This is a genomic window from Bradyrhizobium sp. USDA 4503 (genome assembly GCF_054055815.1).
Map to the genome: position 1 here is coordinate 2,909,839 of NZ_JBSRXS010000001.1, position 16,730 is coordinate 2,926,568.

A 16,730-nucleotide genomic window follows, 5' to 3' on the forward strand; every position below is an offset into this window, starting at 1 on the left:
GGATGATGTCGATGATCGCCCGCTCACTCCTGATCGCAGCCGCGCTCCTCGCCGTCACCGTGGCGCCGTCCGCCGCGCAAAGCCGTCGCGAGACGATCGCGGTGCCGACGCTGCGCGCCAGCATCACGGTCGCCGACGACATCGTGCGGGTCGGCGACCTCATCGACAACGCCGGCAGCGCCGGCAGCGTCGCGGTCTACCGCGCGCCGGACCTCGGCACGACAGGCACGCTGCCGGTCGCGCAAGTGCTCAACGTGTTGCGCTCGCACCAGGTGATCGGCGTCGATACCCGCGAGCTGAAGGAGATCACCGTCACCCGGCTGGCGCGCACCATCGACAGCAAGGAGATCGAGCAGCAGGTGTCGCGCGCGCTGGAGGGCCGCCACGGGCTCGGCAGGGCCGGCAACATCGCGCTGACCTTCGACCGCGATCCCGGCGACATCCGCCTCGAGGCCACCAATACCGGCGCGATGCAGCCGATCGCCGTGCGCTACGACCCGCGCTCGACGCGTTTCGACCTGACCTTCGAGATCGGCAACGACGCCGGCGCCGCGCCGTCGAAGCTGCGCTTCACCGGAACCGCGATCGAAACCATCGAGGCCGCCGTGCTGACGCGCAATGTCGAGCGCGGCGACGTGTTGAAGGCCTCCGACGTGATCGTCGAGCGCCGTCCGAAGGCCGAAATCGGCAACGACGCGGCGGTGCGCGACAGCGCCGTCGGCATGCAGGTCCGCCGCCAGCTCCGCCCCGGCCAGGCGCTGCGCGTCGCCGACCTCGCGAAGCCCGATCTCGTCACCCGCGACCAGAACGTCACGCTGATCTACCGCACCGCTGGCCTCTACCTGACGATCCGCGGCAAGGCGATGGATGGCGGCGCCGAGGGCGACACCGTCAGCGTGATGAATCTGCAGTCCAAGCGTGCCGTCTCCGGCGTCGTCACCGGCCGCGGCGAGGTCTCGATCTCGGTCGCGACCCCGCGCGCGGCGCCGACCGCCGACGCCACCGAATCCAATTCCGCTTCCGTCAAGCTGAGTTCAGTCGCACCAAACGCCGAGTAAAGTTCATGTCCCAGTACCGCATCAACCGCCTCGTCCTGACCGGTGCGCTGCTCGCGCTCGGAACGATCGCCAGCGGTTGCTCGTCGATCGACCGTCTCTCCCAGATCGGCGAGCAGCCGAAGCTGTCGTCGATCGACAATCCGACCACCCAGCCCGGCTACAAGCCGGTGCAGATGCCGATGCCGAAGCCCGAGGTCGCCTCCTACAGCCCGAACTCGCTGTGGCGCAGCGGCTCCCGCGCCTTCTTCAAGGATCAGCGCGCCGCGCGCGTCGGCGACATCCTGACCATCACGGTGAACTTCACCGACAAGGCCGCGATCGCCAACGAGACCCAGCGCAGCCGCACCAACTCCGAGGATTCGGGCGTCACCAACTTCCTGGGCTCGCAGACCATCACGCAGCCGAACAAGATCCTGCCCGGCCGCATCCTGACCGCCGACTCCACCGCCTCCAGCGACGGCAAGGGCTCGGTGAACCGCCAGGAAGCGTTGCAGACCAACGTCGCCGCGGTCGTCACCCAGGTGCTGCCGAACGGCAATCTCGTGGTCGAAGGCAAGCAGGAGATCCGCGTCAACTTCGAAATCCGCGAGTTGATCGTGGCCGGCATCGTGCGCCCGGAGGACATCCAGAGCGACAACACCATCGATTCCTCGAAGATCGCCCAGGCCCGCATCGCCTATGGCGGCCGCGGCCAGATCACCGACGTGCAACAGCCGCGCTACGGACAGCAGGTTCTCGACGTGCTGCTGCCCTTCTAACGGCATGATCCAAGAGTGGAAACCGGTTTTCGGAAACGGATCATGCCTGAGTAGGACCTTTACGAGCTCCCACATCTCGTCGCGAACCTAGGCGCGGCGCGGTGTACCAACACGGCCCTCGCTAGCTCCCCTGGCGAGGGTCGTGGCTTTTTGTGACCGGTGGCGTGCGCCGGCACGATCGCCGCGCACCAGTCCGATACCGCTTCACGAAAGTCGCGCCATCGCCTTGTCGGTTCGTTAACCCTCGCAGCAGCGCGCAGTAGAAGTCCCGGCGCTTGCAACGTAGGGAGACGACAACGCAGGGTTTTCTGTTTGTATGACGGTCATGCAAAGAGACGGACGATATGCGGCGTGGTTCCGGACGCCGCGGGGCGAAGGCACCGGAATAGTCCAGCTTGCAAATGGCAGGATCTCGGGCGGCGACGCCATGTTCATTTATGGCGGCACCTACCAGCTCGATCAGGACCGCTTCACGGCGACGCTGACGACGCATCGCTATGCCGACGGCCCGTTCACCACCGTGTTCGGATGTGACGAGGTCGAGGCGCAGCTGACCGGCTCGTTCAACGGCAACCGGGCGGTGTGCTCGGGCACGGCCAAGCAGGCCCCCGGCGTGCTGTTCGAAGCCACGCTGTTTCTGCAGCAACAGGAGCCGGAGCCCGCCCCCGGCCCAAGGACCACGACTACGCGCGCGGATGTGGCGAGGCTGCCGAAGCTCCCCGGCCGGCGCACGACGGTCGTGAGCAGGCGTTTCAGCTAATCTGTCCGCAATCCCGATGGCGTCGCCACCCGGTCCGGCGTACGATCGCGCATGCGCGAAGCGCAGCCCGATCGATGCACCGGAAGGAGGAACGCATGTATGCCGCCATCCGTCACGCCAAGGCGAAGACCGGTAGCGCCGAGGAACTCGCGCGCCGGATCAAGGAAGGCGCAATCCCGATCATCAGCGACGTTGAAGGCTTCATGGCCTATTACGTGGTCTATGCCGGCGACGATACCGTCACCGCGATCAGCGTCTTCAACAACCATGCCGGCGCCGAAGAGGCCAACCGCCGCGCGCTGGCCTGGATCGATGACAATCTCGGCCCATTGCTGGTCGGCCAGGCCACCGCGGTTGCGGGTCCAGTGATCGTGCATACCATAGCCTGAAGGCCGCAACCGGCAAACTTCGCCCGGCAGAAGCTGCCGGCTGCGCGTCGTGCGCGCATGGCGGCCTCGCGATCCCGTTGAAATCACGGCTGCAACGGATGGCACGCCATTTGCTCCACGATTGCAGCATTGCAATGGGGACTGCGCGCGCAGATGACGTCGATCTCGGGCCTTGGATCGGTCACCGCCAGCATGACGACTGGTACATTGAAGAAACCGCTGACCGCCGACGCCACCGGCGGCAGCTCGCTCGGCGACACCGTCGAGCAGAAGTTTCTCAAATATGCGCAGATGAGCCCGATGGACCGGATGCGCGCGAACATCCTCAAAAGCATGGGCATGTCGGAAGAAGATCTCAAGAACATGACGCCGGATCAGCGCGCCGCGGTCGAGCAGAAGATCAAGGAGCTGATCGAGCAGGCGTTCCAGAAGGACGCCGGCAAGGTTGGCCAGGCGGTCGACATCTCGGCCTAGCTTGCCTGCGCGGGAGCGCGACGGCCGCATTCACGCGTCGGGCCTGTCGCTCAGGACAATGAAGACCTTGCCGCCGAAGTCGTATCGCGCGACCTCGCGCATGCCGAGCCGCAGATGCGCCTTGAGCGAACGCGGGTTGTCTTCCCTGATGAACAGGATTGCCTCGCGGCCGGGGAACGTCGCCTGAAGCTTCGCGTACAACGCATCCAGCACGCCAAGGCCGCGCGCGTCCCGCGAGACGCACACCGGACCATAAACATACGCATCTGCCCGCCCCGGCCAGGCCTTCAGCATGGCCTGCACCGGCGGCGCCTCGCCATATCCCTTCTCCGACGTCAGGAGCGCGCCGAGCAGTCTGCCCTCATCGTCGGTCGCGACGACGATCGATTGCCCGCTTGCAATGCGCGTCTCGATCACGTCGCGCGGCCATTGCCCGAGCAGCATGCCACCGTGCTCCCCGTTGTTGGCCGTCAACAGCGCGGAGACGGCGTCCGCATCGGACAATGTGGCGAGCCTGGTCTTGATCATCGCGGATGGATCGCGAGCACCATGGCGGCGCAGCTCACGCCTTCTTCTTTGCGGTCGCGCGGGTACCCGCGGACTTCTTTGCCGGCTTCTTCGCAGATTTCCTGGATTTGGCCTGGTTGAGTTCGATCGCAGCACGAATGAGCGTCTTCAGCGCAGGGGCGTTGATCTTGTCGCCCTCGAACAGATCGATCGCGCGCCGCGCATTGCCCTCGAAGCCGGTGTTGAACAGCTTGTCGGGGTCGGGCAGCTGCGCGCCATACATGAAGGTCAGCTTGACCTTGCCCTTGTGGGCGTTGCCGACCGCAATGATGCCGTCGCGCGACCACACCGGGCTGCCCATCCACTTCCACTCCTCGATGATCTCAGGATCGGCGGCGAGGATGCTCTTGCGCAGGCTGGCGAGCGTCTTGCCGCGCCAGTCGGTGAGGTCCTCGATCATCCGGTCGATACGTTCCGATGCCGTCATTGCTGTCTCTCGCGCCTCATCCGCCCCAAGTCGTCACGTCAAGTCGTCACGTCAAGTCGTCACGTCATGCAATCACACTTGGGGCGCGGACGTCGATCCCCCATGCTGACGCCGCGGCGACAGATATGGCAACGCGAACAGATAAAGGCCGCTGAGCAGCATGAAGATCAGCGGGAACAGCGCTAGCAAGCCGATCCAGACCGCCTGCTGCTGCAGGACCATGGCGACGATGTTGATGATGACGGCGACCGTGAAGGCGATCGAGAGCCAGCGGTGCGATTGCCGGATCCAGTTGTTCCAGTTCAATGTGACCTCCTGTTGGTGAGTGAATGATCCAGCGTCATTGCGGGGAGCTCGCGACAAAATTGCAGAGCAATTTTGCGCTGAAGCGACGAAGCAATCCATCTATCCGAGTATGCGGCACGATGGATTGCTTCGCGGAGCCTGTCATCGGGCGGCGCTATGCGCCGACCCGTTGGCTCGCAATGACGAGAGAGAGAGACCGTCAACCTTGCCGCGCCATCAGCTGATCGAGATTCTCGAGGAACTGCTTCCATCCGGCATGAGCGCCGCCATAGGCCTGCTTCTGATGCGGCTGGAAGCCGGACTGCTCGACGCGCAGATGGGTGCCGGTCGCCGTCGGCGTCAGCGTGAAGACCACAACGCTCTCGAGGTTGTAGGCGGCATCCGCATGCACGAAATTCCAGGTGTAGGACAGCGTCCTGTGCGGCTCCACAGCGAGCACCTTGCAGTCCAGCACGCCGCCCCACTCGCCGCGCAGGTTGAAGCTGTGCCCGACCTCGGGCTTGAAGTCGTTCTTCATCAGCCACTCCTCCATCAGATGCGGTTGGGTCAGCGCGCGCCAGAGCTTTTCCGGCGGATGAGGAAATTCACGCTCGACGATCGCGGAACGCGTTTCAGCGGTGGTCTTGTTCATTGGTCCATCCTTTTGAGGAGATCTTCGAGGTGGTCGAACCGGTTCTGCCAGAAGCCCGCCATCTGGCTGGTCCAGTCGATCAGCGGCGCCAGCGCGCCGAGTTGCGCGCTGTAATGGGTCTGCCTGCCTTCATGGCGGTCGCGCACCAGCCCGGCCAGCTTCAGCACGCCGAGATGCTTCGACACCGCCGGCTGCGAGATCCTGGCGCGGGCCGTCAGCGCGCCGACGGTCTGCTCGCCCTCGCGGCACAGGCGCTCGAAGATGGCCCGGCGGGTCGGGTCTGCAAGGGTTCGAAACAGGATGTCGTGAGCGTCAGGCATTTGCGATCAATAACCCATTGGTTATGGATTGACGTATAACCAACCAGCTATGGATGAGTCAATCGCAAACTTCGGCGGCTCGACGGCGGCCGCGCCACCCGGGGTTTTCCGGCGCGATAGCACACCAAGACCGCCCGCGCCTTTCATAACCCGCAGGTTATCCGGTGGCACCGATCGGCCCGTCGGGCAACTCAGGGCGGAACGAAGAGCAAAGCTCGGGCAAATCATGTCGCGAGAATGCGGAAGTTTGACTCACAGATCGCGCAACACATTCCATGTCGTCCTGGCGAAAGCCAGAACCCATTACCCCAAATGAGAGTTGTTGCGCGATGCTGGGGCCACGATCCCGCTCATCATCAAGTGCGGTGGTTATGGATCCTGGCTTTCGCCAGGACGACGATCGTGTGTGTGTGGAATCCGCTCTGTCATCACCCGGCTCGCCGCCTCCGCTGAAGCTTCGGCGCGCCAAGGATGCATGGCCTCGTCGAAGCCTTGGCGAAGACGGGACCGGGCGATCCAGTACGCCGCGGCCGCTCGGCTCAAGCACAGCCGTCTCTGCAATACTGGATCACCCGCTTTCGCTTTAGCGGGTCATCACACCGCGCTGTTTGACATCTTGAATTGCGACTCGTCCTCACCGTCATCCCTGCCTTGTGCGCAATTGCACATGGGAGCAGGGACCGAGCATGAAACCGTGTCGTTGCGGTGGCACTGCGCATGATCTACAACCTTTGCGCGGACGCGATTGCTATTCTCGGATAATTTTACGGAGATTTTTGATGTGCCAGCTTTGCGAAATCGCAGCTCCCACCCAGACCTCCCGGCGCCGCTTCCTCGCTGCCGCGGCCTGCACCGCCGCCAGCCTCGCCCTTGCCCCGCCGGTTTCCGCCAGGGAAACCAAATCGCCGCCGAAGCCGCAGAATGTGCTGGCGCCGGACGCGGCGCTGGAGCGGCTGGTGAAGGGCAATCTGCGCTATGTCGAAGGCGTCTCGCGGCGGCATGATTTCAAGCACGAGCGCGAGGCGCTGGCCGGCGGACAGAATCCGTTCGCCGGCATCCTGAGTTGCGCGGACTCCCGCATCGCACCGGAATACGCCTTCGACACCGGCCGCGGCGATCTGTTCGTCTGCCGCATCGCGGGCAATTTTGCCAGCGACGAGACCATCGCGAGCCTGGAATATGCATCGGCCGTGCTCAACGTGCCGCTGTTCATGGTGCTCGGCCACGACAGCTGCGGGGCGGTCGACGCCGCCATCAAGTCGCTGAAGGACAACACCACCCTGCCCGGTCATCTGCCCTCGCTGGTCAATGCGATCGCACCGGCGGTGAAGGCGACCGAAGGCAAGGGAGGCGACCGGCTCGCCAACGCCATCAGGCAGAACGTCATCGACAACGTCGCGAAGCTGAAATCGGCAACGCCGATCCTCAGCGCCGCGGTCGATCAGGGCAAGCTCAGGGTGGTCGGCGCGGTCTACCGGCTGACCGACGGCAAGGTCGAACTGGTCACGGACGCCAAGCGCCCGGCGACTTGAAAGTCAGGTGAATTCAGTAAAGTCAGGTCAAGGTCGCGCAACACACTCGGTGTCGTCCCTGCTTTCGCAGGGACGACGTCCTTATGTGGAGGCAGGCTCGCACAACGTCACCTCACGTAAAGGCCGCTTCCACCTTGCCGAGGCCGTCGAGCTCCATCACGACCGTGTCGCCCGCGTTCAGCCACACCGTCTTGACCAGGCTGCCGGTCAGTACGATCTGGCCGGCATGCAAGCCACGGCCTTCAGTGGCGAGATGATTGGCGAGCCAGGCGAGCGCGTTGTGGGGATGCCCGAGCACGTCGGCGCCGGTGCCGCGGCCTTCTTCCTTGCCGTTGACGATCGCGCGTCCCGCGACCGCGCGCAAATCGGGCACGGTGATGCGCGGCACCTCCTCCCCGAGCACGCAACCGGCGGCGAAGAAGTCGTCGGCAATCAGCGTCGGCGCGCCCAATGTCTCCCATTTGACGTAGCGGTCGTCGACGATCTCGATCGCGGGATAGTAGGCATCGATCGCTTCCGCGACCCATTCGGCGGTGAACGGCGCCTCGCTGGGAGCGAGATTGCGGGCGAGCCGCACCGCGATCTCGCACTCGACGCCGACATGGACGAACTCGGCCGCCGGCAGCCGCACGCCGCTGTCATGCACGACCTTCTCGAACACGCCACCGACGCAGGGGTGCGGGATGTTGATATATTCCTGCATCACCGCGCTGGTGCAGCCGATCTTGTAGCCGACGAGGCTGCCGACGTGTGGCTGCATCAGAGCGTGCAACGCGTACTGCACCTGATAGCCTTCGGCCTCGTCGCGCGGCACCACGTCCTTCGGAAGCGCCTTGAGCGGCGCCCGGCTGCGGCGCGCGCTGGCGATCGCCTTTGCGGCCGCGAGGACCCGATCCATCTGCGCAGCCTCCCTGGTGTTCTCGGCGGCGCGGTGGCGCCTCCGTCTGCTCGCTGCAATTCAGCACTCGCCGACGCGTCTGGCAAGCACGCTGCACGGGAGCTGCCGTCAGGCCTTGACGAGGCCGAGCCGGATCAGGCTCTCGGCGGTCGCGACGATCATCTCCTCATTGCCGCGCGGGCGCCAGCCGAGCAGGTGCTGCGCCTTGGCGCTGGTCGCGCGGCGCACCTTGCCGAGCAGCGGCAGCGCGGCACGGGCCATCGGGTTGCGCCGTGCGGCGAGCCGCATCATCCAGTCCGGCGCCTGGAACCGCGGCACGCGCCGCGCCTTGCTGCCGAGTTTTGCGCGCAGCACCCGGGCGACCCCGAGGATCGACATGGTCTCGCCGGCGACCGCCAGGAAGCGCTCACCGCTGGCCTCGGGCGACATCATGGCGCGCAGATGCAGGTCGGCGACATCGCGGACGTCGACGAGGCCGAAATGGATCCGCGGCACCGCCGGCATCGCGCCGTCGAGCAGCGCCTTGATGATGCCGATCGACTCGGAGAAATCGGCACCGAGCGCCGGGCCGAACACCGCGGTGGGGTTGACCACGGCAAGCTCGAGGCCATTGCCTTGGCGCGCCACGAAATCCCAGGCGGCGCGCTCGGCCAGCGTCTTGGATTTCGGATAGGCCTGCACGCCCTCGCCATCGAGATTGGACCATACGGTCTCGTTGAACGGCGCCGCCTGCGGCGGATGGCCGTAACCGATTGCCGCGAACGACGACGTCACGACCACGCGCTTGACGCCGGCGTCGCGCGCGGCGCGCAACACCCGCAGCGTGCCTTCCCGCGCCGGGACGATCAGCTCATTCTCGTCCTCGGGCACATAGGCGCCGAGCGGTGATGCGACATGCAGCACGTAGTCGCACCCGGTGGCCGCCTCGCGCCAGCCATCGTCGCGCAGCAGGTCGGCGGTGACGAAGCCGACCTGGTCGGGCGCCAGCGCGCCACCCTCGCGCAGCATCGCGATCACGTCGTTGCTGCGACCCGGATTGCGCACCGTCGTTCGCACCGCGTGCCCGTCGGCGAGCAGCTGCAGAATCGTATGCACGCCGATGAATCCCGATCCGCCTGTGACCAAAACCGTGCTCATGTCCCTGCCCTCTTCATGGTTCGGCGGATGGGCCCAACATTGCACTGCCCGCCCTGCACAGGCCGCATCTGGTCACTATCTGATCTTGGACAAGTAGGATGAAATTCGAGACCGGTATGGAAAACAATACCAGCGATATGTGTGACGGCGGTGAATGCGAGAGCTGCCCCACCGACCCCAATGTGCTGATCGAATTCAAGCACGCGATCCATGCGCTCGGGGGGAAATGGAAGCTCGAGATCCTGTTCACGCTGATGAATGGCGGTGTGCGGTTCGGCGCGCTGCGCCGCGCGCTCGCGCCGATCACCCAGCACATGCTGACTGCGCAGCTGCGCGAGCTCGAGCGCGACGGCCTGGTGGCGCGCAGGGTGCTCGCCGAGAAGCCGCTGCAGGTCGAATACGAGCTGACGGATTCGGCCTGGAGCCTGACGCCGGCTTTCCGCGAATTGCTGGCATGGTCGAAGACGTTCGGCCCGCGCCGTCAGGCGGAGGCAAGCGAGGCGATACTCGGAGCCGGGTTGGCCTGAATATCGCCTCGCCTTCAGATCGGCGTCCGATCACTCCATGCCAAGCGCCTTTCGGATCGCGATCTCGACCGGCGAATACGCGCCATCCGCACGTTCCAGCCGGTATGGTTCGCCGGCAGCGAGCGACGGCTGGGCCATGAAGCGCGGCGTCGTGCCCCGATGCTTCTGCGCGGCATGCACCAGCAACGGATGACACAGATAGACCGTGCCGGCCTCGCCGGTCGCGAGCGCGACCTCGCAGTCGGCGCCGACATCGTCGAGCACCATGCGTGCGCGCCCGGCCTCGCCCGCCGGCGCGAGGTGACGCGCCATCGGCCAATGCGAGCCGACCCTGATCCGGGTCGGCGCGTCGTCCTCGCCGACGTCGGAGAACAGGAACAGCATCAGCAGCGCCCGGCCGCGCGAGACGACATTGGCCCGCCAGGCGGAGAAGTCGCTGCGCTCGTTCGGGTCGCAATCCTCGCCGGGGAAGCTGACGTCGATGTGCCAGCCAGCATCGCCGGGATCGTCCGGATGCGGGAAGCGCACCGGAAAGGTTCCGATGTCGTCGCGCGGACGCCAGCGGCCGGGACCGGCGATCTGATCGAACGCCCGGTGCAGTAGCGGCGTGTTGATCGCTTCGCGAAACGGCGGACCGCCGTACCCCGGCAACCGGATCACCGGTTGGGTCCAAGTCAAAGGGTCGTGCTCGCTGCATGGCAGGTCGCGCCACATGATGGCGCGTCCCCGGTCGGCGAGTTCCCGGGGAAAGGCGCTGTCGATCCGGACAAAGCCCTGTTGGATGAATTGCTCGATCTGCGCGCCGTCAAGCGCACGCGCGTCGTTTCGATGGGTCATGATTGTCTCTCAAACTGTCGCCAGCCATCGATGCTCCGCGATGCGCGGAACCTGACCGGCTCATTCGGTTTCACTGGAATCCCAGGAGCGAAAGCTCGTGGGGCCGCTCAGCGCTTCCAGGAGGAAGCGGGATCAGCCCAGCAAAAACACCGAAGCGATGCTGAGAGTGCGTGTCATCATGGCGGCGCGAACGTACAACCGGTACGCGCCGGCAGCAATCCGTGGCGATCCGTCGCCACTATTCGTCGCGATAGACCTTCTCGCGCTTCTCGTGGCGTTCCTGCGCCTCCACCGACAGCGTTGCGATCGGGCGGGCTTCGAGCCGCTTCAGCGAGATCGGTTCACCGGTCTCTTCGCAATAGCCGTAGGTGTTGTCTTCGATGCGCTGGAGCGCCGCGTCGATCTTGGAGATCAGCTTGCGCTGACGGTCGCGGGCACGAAGTTCGATCGCGCGGTCGGTTTCCGAGGACGCTCGGTCCGCGAGGTCGGGATGATTGACGTTCTCTTCCTGCAACGTCTGCAACGTGACCTTCGATTCGCGGAGGATTTCATCCTTCCAGGCCAGCAGCTTGGCGCGGAAATAATCGCGCTGCCGCTCATTCATGAAAGGCTCTTTTTCAGTCGGCCGGTAGTTCTTCAGCTTTTCCAAAGGCAGCCATGTCCCTGTCAGGCGGAGGGAACACAACTCCTCCGCGCGGCGCCTTATATAGCCACGTCATGTGACAGACAATATCTGCCACCGCGAAAGGCGGGCCGCCCCCAAGGCCTTGCACAGGCAAACTTATCCGCCCTGCCCGGGGACGGCCCTGCCCCTCAATAGCCGACCGTGAAACGCCGGCGAATATGGGCCGGGCGCTCGATTTCGTCGGCGAGTGCAACTGCGAAATCCTCGAAGGAGATCGAGCTTTTGCCGTCGGCGGCGGTCAGGAGCTGGTCGGTTCCGAGGCGGAACTTGCCGGTCCGCTCGCCGGCCACGAACAGCGCCGAGGGCGACAAGAAGGTCCAGTTCAGGTCCTTCTCCTGGCGCAGCAGGTCGAGGAATTCAGCCCCCTTGGAGGCCTCGGCCTTGTATTGGGGCGGAAAGTTGGGGGTGGTCACCAGGCGGACGCCCGGCGCCACCTCGAGGCTGCCGGCGCCGCCGACCACGAGATAGCGGCCGACCCCGGATGACTTGGCCGCCCCGATCAGCTTGGCGGGGTCGCTGGCCAGGAAATGGATCGAGCTGACCGCGGCGTCGTGGCCGGCCCACAGCGCGGCCAGGGCGGCCTGGTCGTTCGCGTCACCCTTGCGGGCGGCGACATTGGGCAGGCTGGCGATCTTCTCAGGGTTGCGGGCGATGGCGGTGACGGCGTGGCCGCGGCGGGCGAGTTCCGCGGTGATGCGCGAGCCGGCCTGGCCGGACGCGCCGGCGATGGCGATCTTCATCTCAAGTCTCCGATTGATGGTTTCCAATGGTGACTAGATAGCGAAAAGGATGTAGGTGTGAAGAAGGCACTCTCGCCTCACCTGATCACGCCGGAGTAACCGCGATGAAAGCCATGAGCCTCAAGCCGGACGCCTATGCCGCCAATTGCCCGACGCGCCAGATCCTCGACCGGGTCGGCGACAAATGGGCGGTGCTGATCCTGCTGCTGCTGCGCAGCGAGCCGATGCGCTTCAACCAGCTCCGACGTGCGATCGAAGGCATCTCGCAGAAGATGCTGTCGCAGGTGCTGAAAAGCCTGGAGCGCGACGGGCTGCTGCGCCGCCGGGCGATCGCAACGGTGCCGGTGACGGTGGAGTATTCAATCACGCCGCTCGGATCGACGCTCGCCGAAGCCGTCGATCCGCTGCGCGACTGGGCCGAACGGAATCTGAAGGACGTGCTGGCCGCGCAGCGCCGCTACGACGCGCAGCGCAAGGCGCTGGCGGCCTGAGGCACCTGCAGGCACCGGCGGCGTCGGACAGGTGAGTTGATCGGGAGGAGCCTAGTATTGCCCGGCCTTGGCGAGCTCGACCTCGACGCGCAGTTCGATCTCACCGAGCACGGCATCGAGACCGGGATCGCCGGAGGATTCCTTCAGGCTCGCCGCGGCGTCACGCAGCCGGTTCACCGTGGAGGAATCGAAATTGCCGGACAGCAGACCGAGCTTGAGCGCATCGAGCACGTCGAGCGCGCCCTTGCCGCGGGCCACCGAGCGCTTGCGGCGCTCGGTCGGGTCCTCGACGCCCTGCAGCGCGAGCAGCGCATCGAGGCTGGCGGCGGCCTTCGGCGCCGCGGTGGAGCGCACCTCCTCCTGCGCGGTCGTCGCATCCGGCAGCGAGAAGCCGCTCGACGAGGTGCGCCGCGTGGCGCTGGTGGACGTGCCAAGCGTGGTGCCGTTCGGTCCGTAGATGCGCATCGTCGTGATGATCCCGCAGGCCTGAATGGGCCGAGCATCGCTGTTTTATGGTTAACGGCGCGTAAACGACCCGGCAATTTCTGCCGCCGCGCGGCAGTTTCGCGCTCCCTGGCGAACCGGAGCAAAATGACGACCCGACAATTTCGATAAATATATCAACACATTGCCCAAGCGAAGCAGAGTGGCACGCAGCTCGCATGGTTAATGGCGGATCGCCGTCATGGGAGTGTCGCGCGATCCGCGAGTTCAGTTCGAGGGGAGCATCGGGATGCCTGGCATCCGCATCGCAAATCTGTTCGGAGTGGCCTGCGCCGCGCTGCTGGCGCTGGCGGCCTCCGTCATGCCGGCGGCCGCGACGTCGCGGATCAAGGATCTCGCCAATATCGAGGGCGTGCGCCAGAACCAGCTGATCGGCTACGGCCTCGTGGTCGGCCTCAACGGCACCGGCGATACGCTCAACAACATCCCCTTCACCAAGCAATCGCTGCAAGCGATGCTCGAGCGCATGGGCGTCAACATCCGCGGCGCCACCATCCGCACCGGCAACGTCGCCGCGGTGATGGTGACCGGCAATCTGCCGGCGTTCGGCACCCAGGGCACGCGCATGGACGTCACCGTCTCGGCGCTCGGCGATGCCAAGAACCTGCAGGGCGGCACCCTGCTCGTCACCCCCCTGCTCGGCGCCGACGGCAATGTCTATGCGGTGGCGCAGGGATCGGTGGCGGTCGCCGGCTTCGCGGCCGAAGGTGCCGCCGCCAGCGTCGTGCGCGGCGTGCCGACCGTCGGCCGGATCGCCAACGGCGCCATCATCGAGCGCGAGATCGAGTTCGCGCTCAACCGCCTGCCCAATGTGCGCCTCGCGCTGCGCAACGCCGACTTCACCACCGCCAAGCGGATCGCCGCTGCGGTCAATGACTATCTCGGCGTCAAGACCGCCGAGCCGATCGATCCCTCCACGGTGCAGCTTGCGATCCCGACGGAGTTCAAGGGCAACGTCGTCGCCTTCCTGACCGAGATCGAGCAGCTGCAGGTCGATCCCGATCTGGTGGCGAAGATCGTGATCGACGAGCGTTCCGGCATCATCGTGATGGGCCGCGACGTCCGCGTCGCCACCGTCGCCGTCGCGCAGGGCAATCTCACCGTCTCGATCTCCGAGAGTCCGCAGGTCAGCCAGCCCAATCCGCTGTCGCGCGGCCGAACAGTCGTGACACCGCGCACCAGCGTCGGCGTCAGCGAGGACGGCAAGAAGTTCGCAGTGGTCAAGGACGGCGTCTCGCTGCAGCAGCTGGTCGACGGCCTCAATGGCCTCGGCATCGGACCGCGCGACCTCATCAGCATCCTGCAGGCGATCAAGGCCGCCGGCGCGATCGAAGCCGACATCGAGGTGATGTGATGGCGAGCCTGATCAACAGCACCACCGGCAGCATGCCGAACAAGGCGTTGATGCCGATGTTCAACGGCCGCCCCGATCCCGTACTGCAGGACGCGCTGAAGAAGGTGACGCCGCAGCAGGCCGCCAAGGCGAAGGCGACCGCGACCGATTTCGAATCGATGTTCCTGAATTCGATGTTCTCGCAGATGACGACCGGCCTGAAGGGCGATGGCCCGTACGGCGACACCGTCGGCACCGGCGCATGGCGGTCGATGCTGACCGACGAATACTCGAAGAATTTCGCCAAGGCCGGCGGCGTCGGCATTTCCAACGAAGTGTTCCGCTCGCTGATCCTGCAGCAGGCGAACAAGGGCTAGGGTTTCAAGGAGCAGCGCGATGAACCAGCGTCCACAGCAGCCGCGGCCAGTAGCATCCGCCCCCGCCGCGCGGTCCGCGACGTCGACGCCGCCGGACGTCGCGCGTCTCGCCAACGAGCTGACCGAGGTGATGAGCGGCCTGCTTGCCGTGATCGAGCAGGAGACCGAGTTCGTCCGCGCCGGCAAGATCCGCGAGGGCATGCGGCTCGAGCCGCAGAAGTCCGAGCTGTCGCGGCGCTACATGCTCGCGGTGGAGCATCTGAAATCGATGCAGAAGATGCTGTCGCAGACCGATCCCGAGCTGCTCGCGACACTGCGCCGTCATCACGAGACGTTCCGCGCCATGCTGCAGGTCAATTTGACCGTGCTTGCAACGGCGCACGCCGTCTCCGAAGGCATCGTGCGCGGCGTCAATGCCGAGGTGCAGCGCCGCAACATTCCGAACACCTATACCGCAAGCGGACAGCGCGCCACGCCGGGCCCGCGCAACATGACGCCGATCGCGATCAGCCGCACACTCTGACGCCTACGCCTACAATTTAGCTCAATTCGACGCCGCCCCGGCAGCGCGGCATTCAGCGTGTTTTCTAACAGCCTATTGAGAGGTTCCCCGTAGAGTTGCGGACCGTGAGGGGTTGGGATTTGACTCAAGCAAACTAGTGCCTGTGCACTACGAGGCTGCCATGAGTACAGATTTCAACATCAAGCCGGTGGGGGCACCGGTCGCGGCGCCGATGGTCTCTCCCACGAGCGATACGGCGCAGAAGGCGGTCAAGACTGAACTGCCGGCGAGCCAGAGCGTCACCGCTCCGGAGCCGAGCGTGCGTGTCACCATCGATCCCGACGCCGTCAACGCATCGATTTCAAATCAGGCTCCGTCGGTCAGCGACCAGGTCATCATCGACCGCGACGCGCGCGCCGTGGTCTATCAGGTGGTCGACAATCGCACGAATTTGGTGGTGAGGCAGTTTCCGGAAGAAGCCGTATTGCGCCGCCGCGCCTATTTCCACGCGCTCGATCTCAGCAAGGACGCGCCGACGCGGGTGCGTGCCACCGATCGCCGCGCCTAGGCGCGGACCAACGACCGCTCAGGTCTTCTGCGTGGCGTAGGCCTTGTCGAGATAGGTCGCCCCGGTGGCCGGATCGGTGACGACATTGGCGATCAACGCCGTCCCCTGCTGCACCAGCGCGAACTTGGTATCGCCGATCCGGAACCCACCATCCTTGATCAGCACGTCCTGATACTTGCTGGTGCCGTCGCTCTGGTAGTGGACCTTGGCGCGGAAGCCATCGACGTTCGACACCGAGATGTTGAACGACTTGTTGTTGGCGTACTTGCCGCTCCAGCTGCCCTCATAGAGGTTCGGATCGACGGCCACATAGGGCGTCTTCGACGGGACCGTCAGGCCGGCGGCCTTGTAGTTGGCCGACAGGATGCTCAACACGTCGGCCATGCCGAGGGCTCCGTCAGGAATCGATCGATCAGCCGCGACCCGAGAGGCCGGCAGCGATATTGCAGTTGATATCGATCAGCGACTTCAGTTTCGCCGGATCCGGATTCATCTGGATGTCGACGGTCTGCTTCATCACGAACACGCCGATATTGGCGATGTTCTGGCGAATCTCGAGCGGCTGCGGATTGTCGTCGCCCTGCGCGGCACTGAGAAAGATCGACCACAGCCGGCGGTTGAACAGCAACGCGTGATCGAGCGCCTTGTCGGGACCGTTCCAGTTCGTCTGGACTTCCTGCAGCTGCCGCGCGGCCTTCAACAGCGCCTGCGCTTCGATTTCACGTGGGGACGCCGTCGTCGTGGAGGTACGAGCGTAGGCCTGGGCTGCATTCGACATTCAATGACCTCGATGGGATGCGGATTTCTCGAGCCGCGAAGACGCAATTCTAGCGCCCGATATTTATGCATCCGGCGCCTTTAAATATGGTTAGCAGGCGTTACGAAATGCGTCGTTCTGACGGCATGGAC

25 protein-coding genes are annotated in these 16,730 nt (G+C 65.1%); 12 read left to right on the forward strand and 13 right to left on the reverse strand.

Going from position 1 to position 16,730, the window contains the following annotated elements; translation table 11 throughout:
* Positions 1 to 2 precede the first annotated feature (2 nt).
* The 5 genes from flgA (at position 3) to ACVMIH_RS14330 (ending at position 3,439) form a co-directional block, all read left to right on the forward strand.
* Positions 3 to 1,058 carry a flagellar basal body P-ring formation chaperone FlgA gene (gene flgA, locus ACVMIH_RS14310; protein WP_168854987.1) on the forward strand — a complete coding sequence of 352 codons (1,056 nt, stop codon included), beginning with the start codon at positions 3 to 5 and terminating at the stop codon, positions 1,056 to 1,058.
* 5 nt (positions 1,059 to 1,063) lie between these two features.
* A complete protein-coding gene (gene flgH, locus ACVMIH_RS14315) occupies positions 1,064 to 1,816 on the forward strand; it encodes a flagellar basal body L-ring protein FlgH (protein WP_028337175.1) in 753 nt (250 codons plus the stop codon).
* Between the two features lie 427 nt (positions 1,817 to 2,243).
* Complete coding sequence (locus ACVMIH_RS14320) at positions 2,244 to 2,576, forward strand: hypothetical protein (protein ID WP_371852101.1); 333 nt, start codon at positions 2,244 to 2,246, stop codon at positions 2,574 to 2,576.
* 95 nt (positions 2,577 to 2,671) lie between these two features.
* The gene (locus tag ACVMIH_RS14325) at positions 2,672 to 2,965 is read left to right on the forward strand and encodes a hypothetical protein (RefSeq protein WP_026193017.1); all 294 of its coding nucleotides are present in this window, start codon (positions 2,672 to 2,674) and stop codon (positions 2,963 to 2,965) included.
* A gap of 153 nt (positions 2,966 to 3,118) precedes the next feature.
* Positions 3,119 to 3,439: a hypothetical protein gene (locus tag ACVMIH_RS14330; RefSeq protein WP_057018629.1), complete on the forward strand. Its 321-nt coding sequence runs from the start codon at positions 3,119 to 3,121 to the stop codon at positions 3,437 to 3,439.
* Between the two features lie 30 nt (positions 3,440 to 3,469).
* On the opposite strand, the gene ACVMIH_RS14335 is transcribed toward ACVMIH_RS14330, so the two are convergent.
* The 5 genes from ACVMIH_RS14335 to ACVMIH_RS14355 all read right to left on the reverse strand — a co-directional run bounded on the left by ACVMIH_RS14335 (position 3,470) and on the right by ACVMIH_RS14355 (position 5,690).
* Positions 3,470 to 3,967 (reverse strand): GNAT family N-acetyltransferase, encoded by a 498-nt coding sequence (locus tag ACVMIH_RS14335; RefSeq protein WP_057018630.1) that lies wholly within the window; start codon positions 3,965 to 3,967, stop codon positions 3,470 to 3,472.
* Between the two features lie 34 nt (positions 3,968 to 4,001).
* Positions 4,002 to 4,433 (reverse strand): DUF1801 domain-containing protein, encoded by a 432-nt coding sequence (locus tag ACVMIH_RS14340; protein WP_057018631.1) that lies wholly within the window; start codon positions 4,431 to 4,433, stop codon positions 4,002 to 4,004.
* Positions 4,434 to 4,505: 72 nt separating this feature from the next.
* Positions 4,506 to 4,739, reverse strand: coding sequence for a hypothetical protein (locus ACVMIH_RS14345; protein ID WP_057018632.1), 234 nt, complete (start codon positions 4,737 to 4,739; stop codon positions 4,506 to 4,508).
* Between the two features lie 199 nt (positions 4,740 to 4,938).
* Positions 4,939 to 5,370 carry an SRPBCC family protein gene (locus tag ACVMIH_RS14350; RefSeq protein WP_057018633.1) on the reverse strand — a complete coding sequence of 144 codons (432 nt, stop codon included), beginning with the start codon at positions 5,368 to 5,370 and terminating at the stop codon, positions 4,939 to 4,941.
* A complete protein-coding gene (locus ACVMIH_RS14355; protein ID WP_057018634.1) occupies positions 5,367 to 5,690 on the reverse strand; it encodes an ArsR/SmtB family transcription factor in 324 nt (107 codons plus the stop codon). The genes ACVMIH_RS14350 and ACVMIH_RS14355 overlap by 4 nt, the downstream gene beginning before the upstream one ends.
* A 779-nt stretch (positions 5,691 to 6,469) precedes the next feature.
* On the opposite strand from ACVMIH_RS14355, the gene ACVMIH_RS14360 reads away from it, so the two are divergent.
* Positions 6,470 to 7,222, forward strand: a complete 753-nt coding sequence (locus ACVMIH_RS14360) for a carbonic anhydrase (protein WP_057018635.1) — start codon at positions 6,470 to 6,472, stop codon at positions 7,220 to 7,222.
* A 112-nt stretch (positions 7,223 to 7,334) separates the two neighbouring features.
* Here the strand turns inward: ACVMIH_RS14360 and ACVMIH_RS14365 are convergent, their stop codons facing one another.
* Together ACVMIH_RS14365 and ACVMIH_RS14370 are read right to left on the reverse strand one after the other, a co-directional pair.
* Positions 7,335 to 8,120 carry a 2-keto-4-pentenoate hydratase gene (locus tag ACVMIH_RS14365; RefSeq protein ID WP_057016665.1) on the reverse strand — a complete coding sequence of 262 codons (786 nt, stop codon included), beginning with the start codon at positions 8,118 to 8,120 and terminating at the stop codon, positions 7,335 to 7,337.
* Between the two features lie 108 nt (positions 8,121 to 8,228).
* Entirely contained in the window at positions 8,229 to 9,257 is a 1,029-nt protein-coding gene (locus ACVMIH_RS14370) for an SDR family oxidoreductase (protein WP_057016666.1), read from the reverse strand.
* A gap of 98 nt (positions 9,258 to 9,355) precedes the next feature.
* Between ACVMIH_RS14370 and ACVMIH_RS14375 the strand changes: the two genes are divergently transcribed.
* The gene (locus ACVMIH_RS14375) at positions 9,356 to 9,784 is read left to right on the forward strand and encodes a winged helix-turn-helix transcriptional regulator (protein WP_156436155.1); all 429 of its coding nucleotides are present in this window, start codon (positions 9,356 to 9,358) and stop codon (positions 9,782 to 9,784) included.
* A gap of 30 nt (positions 9,785 to 9,814) precedes the next feature.
* Here ACVMIH_RS14375 and ACVMIH_RS14380 read toward each other — a convergent pair whose 3' ends face one another.
* The 3 genes from ACVMIH_RS14380 to ACVMIH_RS14390 all read right to left on the reverse strand — a co-directional run bounded on the left by ACVMIH_RS14380 (position 9,815) and on the right by ACVMIH_RS14390 (position 12,046).
* Complete coding sequence (locus ACVMIH_RS14380) at positions 9,815 to 10,621, reverse strand: phytanoyl-CoA dioxygenase family protein (RefSeq protein ID WP_057016667.1); 807 nt, start codon at positions 10,619 to 10,621, stop codon at positions 9,815 to 9,817.
* Positions 10,622 to 10,859: 238 nt separating this feature from the next.
* Entirely contained in the window at positions 10,860 to 11,225 is a 366-nt protein-coding gene (gene dksA / locus ACVMIH_RS14385; RefSeq protein WP_170991616.1) for an RNA polymerase-binding protein DksA, read from the reverse strand.
* 209 nt (positions 11,226 to 11,434) lie between these two features.
* On the reverse strand, positions 11,435 to 12,046 hold the full coding sequence (locus ACVMIH_RS14390) for an NAD(P)-dependent oxidoreductase (RefSeq protein WP_456785374.1): 612 nt from the start codon (positions 12,044 to 12,046) through the stop codon (positions 11,435 to 11,437).
* Positions 12,047 to 12,150: 104 nt separating this feature from the next.
* Here ACVMIH_RS14390 and ACVMIH_RS14395 point away from each other — a divergent pair, with 104 nt between their 5' ends.
* Complete coding sequence (locus tag ACVMIH_RS14395; protein ID WP_456785375.1) at positions 12,151 to 12,537, forward strand: winged helix-turn-helix transcriptional regulator; 387 nt, start codon at positions 12,151 to 12,153, stop codon at positions 12,535 to 12,537.
* 51 nt (positions 12,538 to 12,588) lie between these two features.
* Here the strand turns inward: ACVMIH_RS14395 and ACVMIH_RS14400 are convergent, their stop codons facing one another.
* On the reverse strand, positions 12,589 to 13,002 hold the full coding sequence (locus tag ACVMIH_RS14400) for a flagellar assembly protein FliX (RefSeq protein WP_057016669.1): 414 nt from the start codon (positions 13,000 to 13,002) through the stop codon (positions 12,589 to 12,591).
* 268 nt (positions 13,003 to 13,270) lie between these two features.
* On the opposite strand from ACVMIH_RS14400, the gene ACVMIH_RS14405 reads away from it, so the two are divergent.
* The 4 genes from ACVMIH_RS14405 (at position 13,271) to ACVMIH_RS14420 (ending at position 15,821) form a co-directional block, all read left to right on the forward strand.
* Positions 13,271 to 14,395 (forward strand): flagellar basal body P-ring protein FlgI, encoded by a 1,125-nt coding sequence (locus ACVMIH_RS14405; protein WP_038385504.1) that lies wholly within the window; start codon positions 13,271 to 13,273, stop codon positions 14,393 to 14,395.
* Positions 14,395 to 14,751 carry a flagellar assembly peptidoglycan hydrolase FlgJ gene (gene flgJ, locus ACVMIH_RS14410; protein WP_168854999.1) on the forward strand — a complete coding sequence of 119 codons (357 nt, stop codon included), beginning with the start codon at positions 14,395 to 14,397 and terminating at the stop codon, positions 14,749 to 14,751. Before ACVMIH_RS14405 ends, flgJ begins: the two co-directional genes overlap by 1 nt.
* A 19-nt stretch (positions 14,752 to 14,770) precedes the next feature.
* Positions 14,771 to 15,274, forward strand: a complete 504-nt coding sequence (locus ACVMIH_RS14415) for a hypothetical protein (protein WP_076825674.1) — start codon at positions 14,771 to 14,773, stop codon at positions 15,272 to 15,274.
* A gap of 160 nt (positions 15,275 to 15,434) precedes the next feature.
* Positions 15,435 to 15,821, forward strand: a complete 387-nt coding sequence (locus ACVMIH_RS14420; protein WP_076825676.1) for a hypothetical protein — start codon at positions 15,435 to 15,437, stop codon at positions 15,819 to 15,821.
* 18 nt (positions 15,822 to 15,839) lie between these two features.
* On the opposite strand, the gene ACVMIH_RS14425 is transcribed toward ACVMIH_RS14420, so the two are convergent.
* Both ACVMIH_RS14425 and flaF read right to left on the reverse strand, forming a co-directional pair.
* Positions 15,840 to 16,205 (reverse strand): hypothetical protein, encoded by a 366-nt coding sequence (locus ACVMIH_RS14425; RefSeq protein WP_016846761.1) that lies wholly within the window; start codon positions 16,203 to 16,205, stop codon positions 15,840 to 15,842.
* 28 nt (positions 16,206 to 16,233) lie between these two features.
* Positions 16,234 to 16,599: a flagellar biosynthesis regulator FlaF gene (gene flaF, locus ACVMIH_RS14430; RefSeq protein WP_016846762.1), complete on the reverse strand. Its 366-nt coding sequence runs from the start codon at positions 16,597 to 16,599 to the stop codon at positions 16,234 to 16,236.
* Between the last annotated feature and the right edge of the window lie 131 nt (positions 16,600 to 16,730).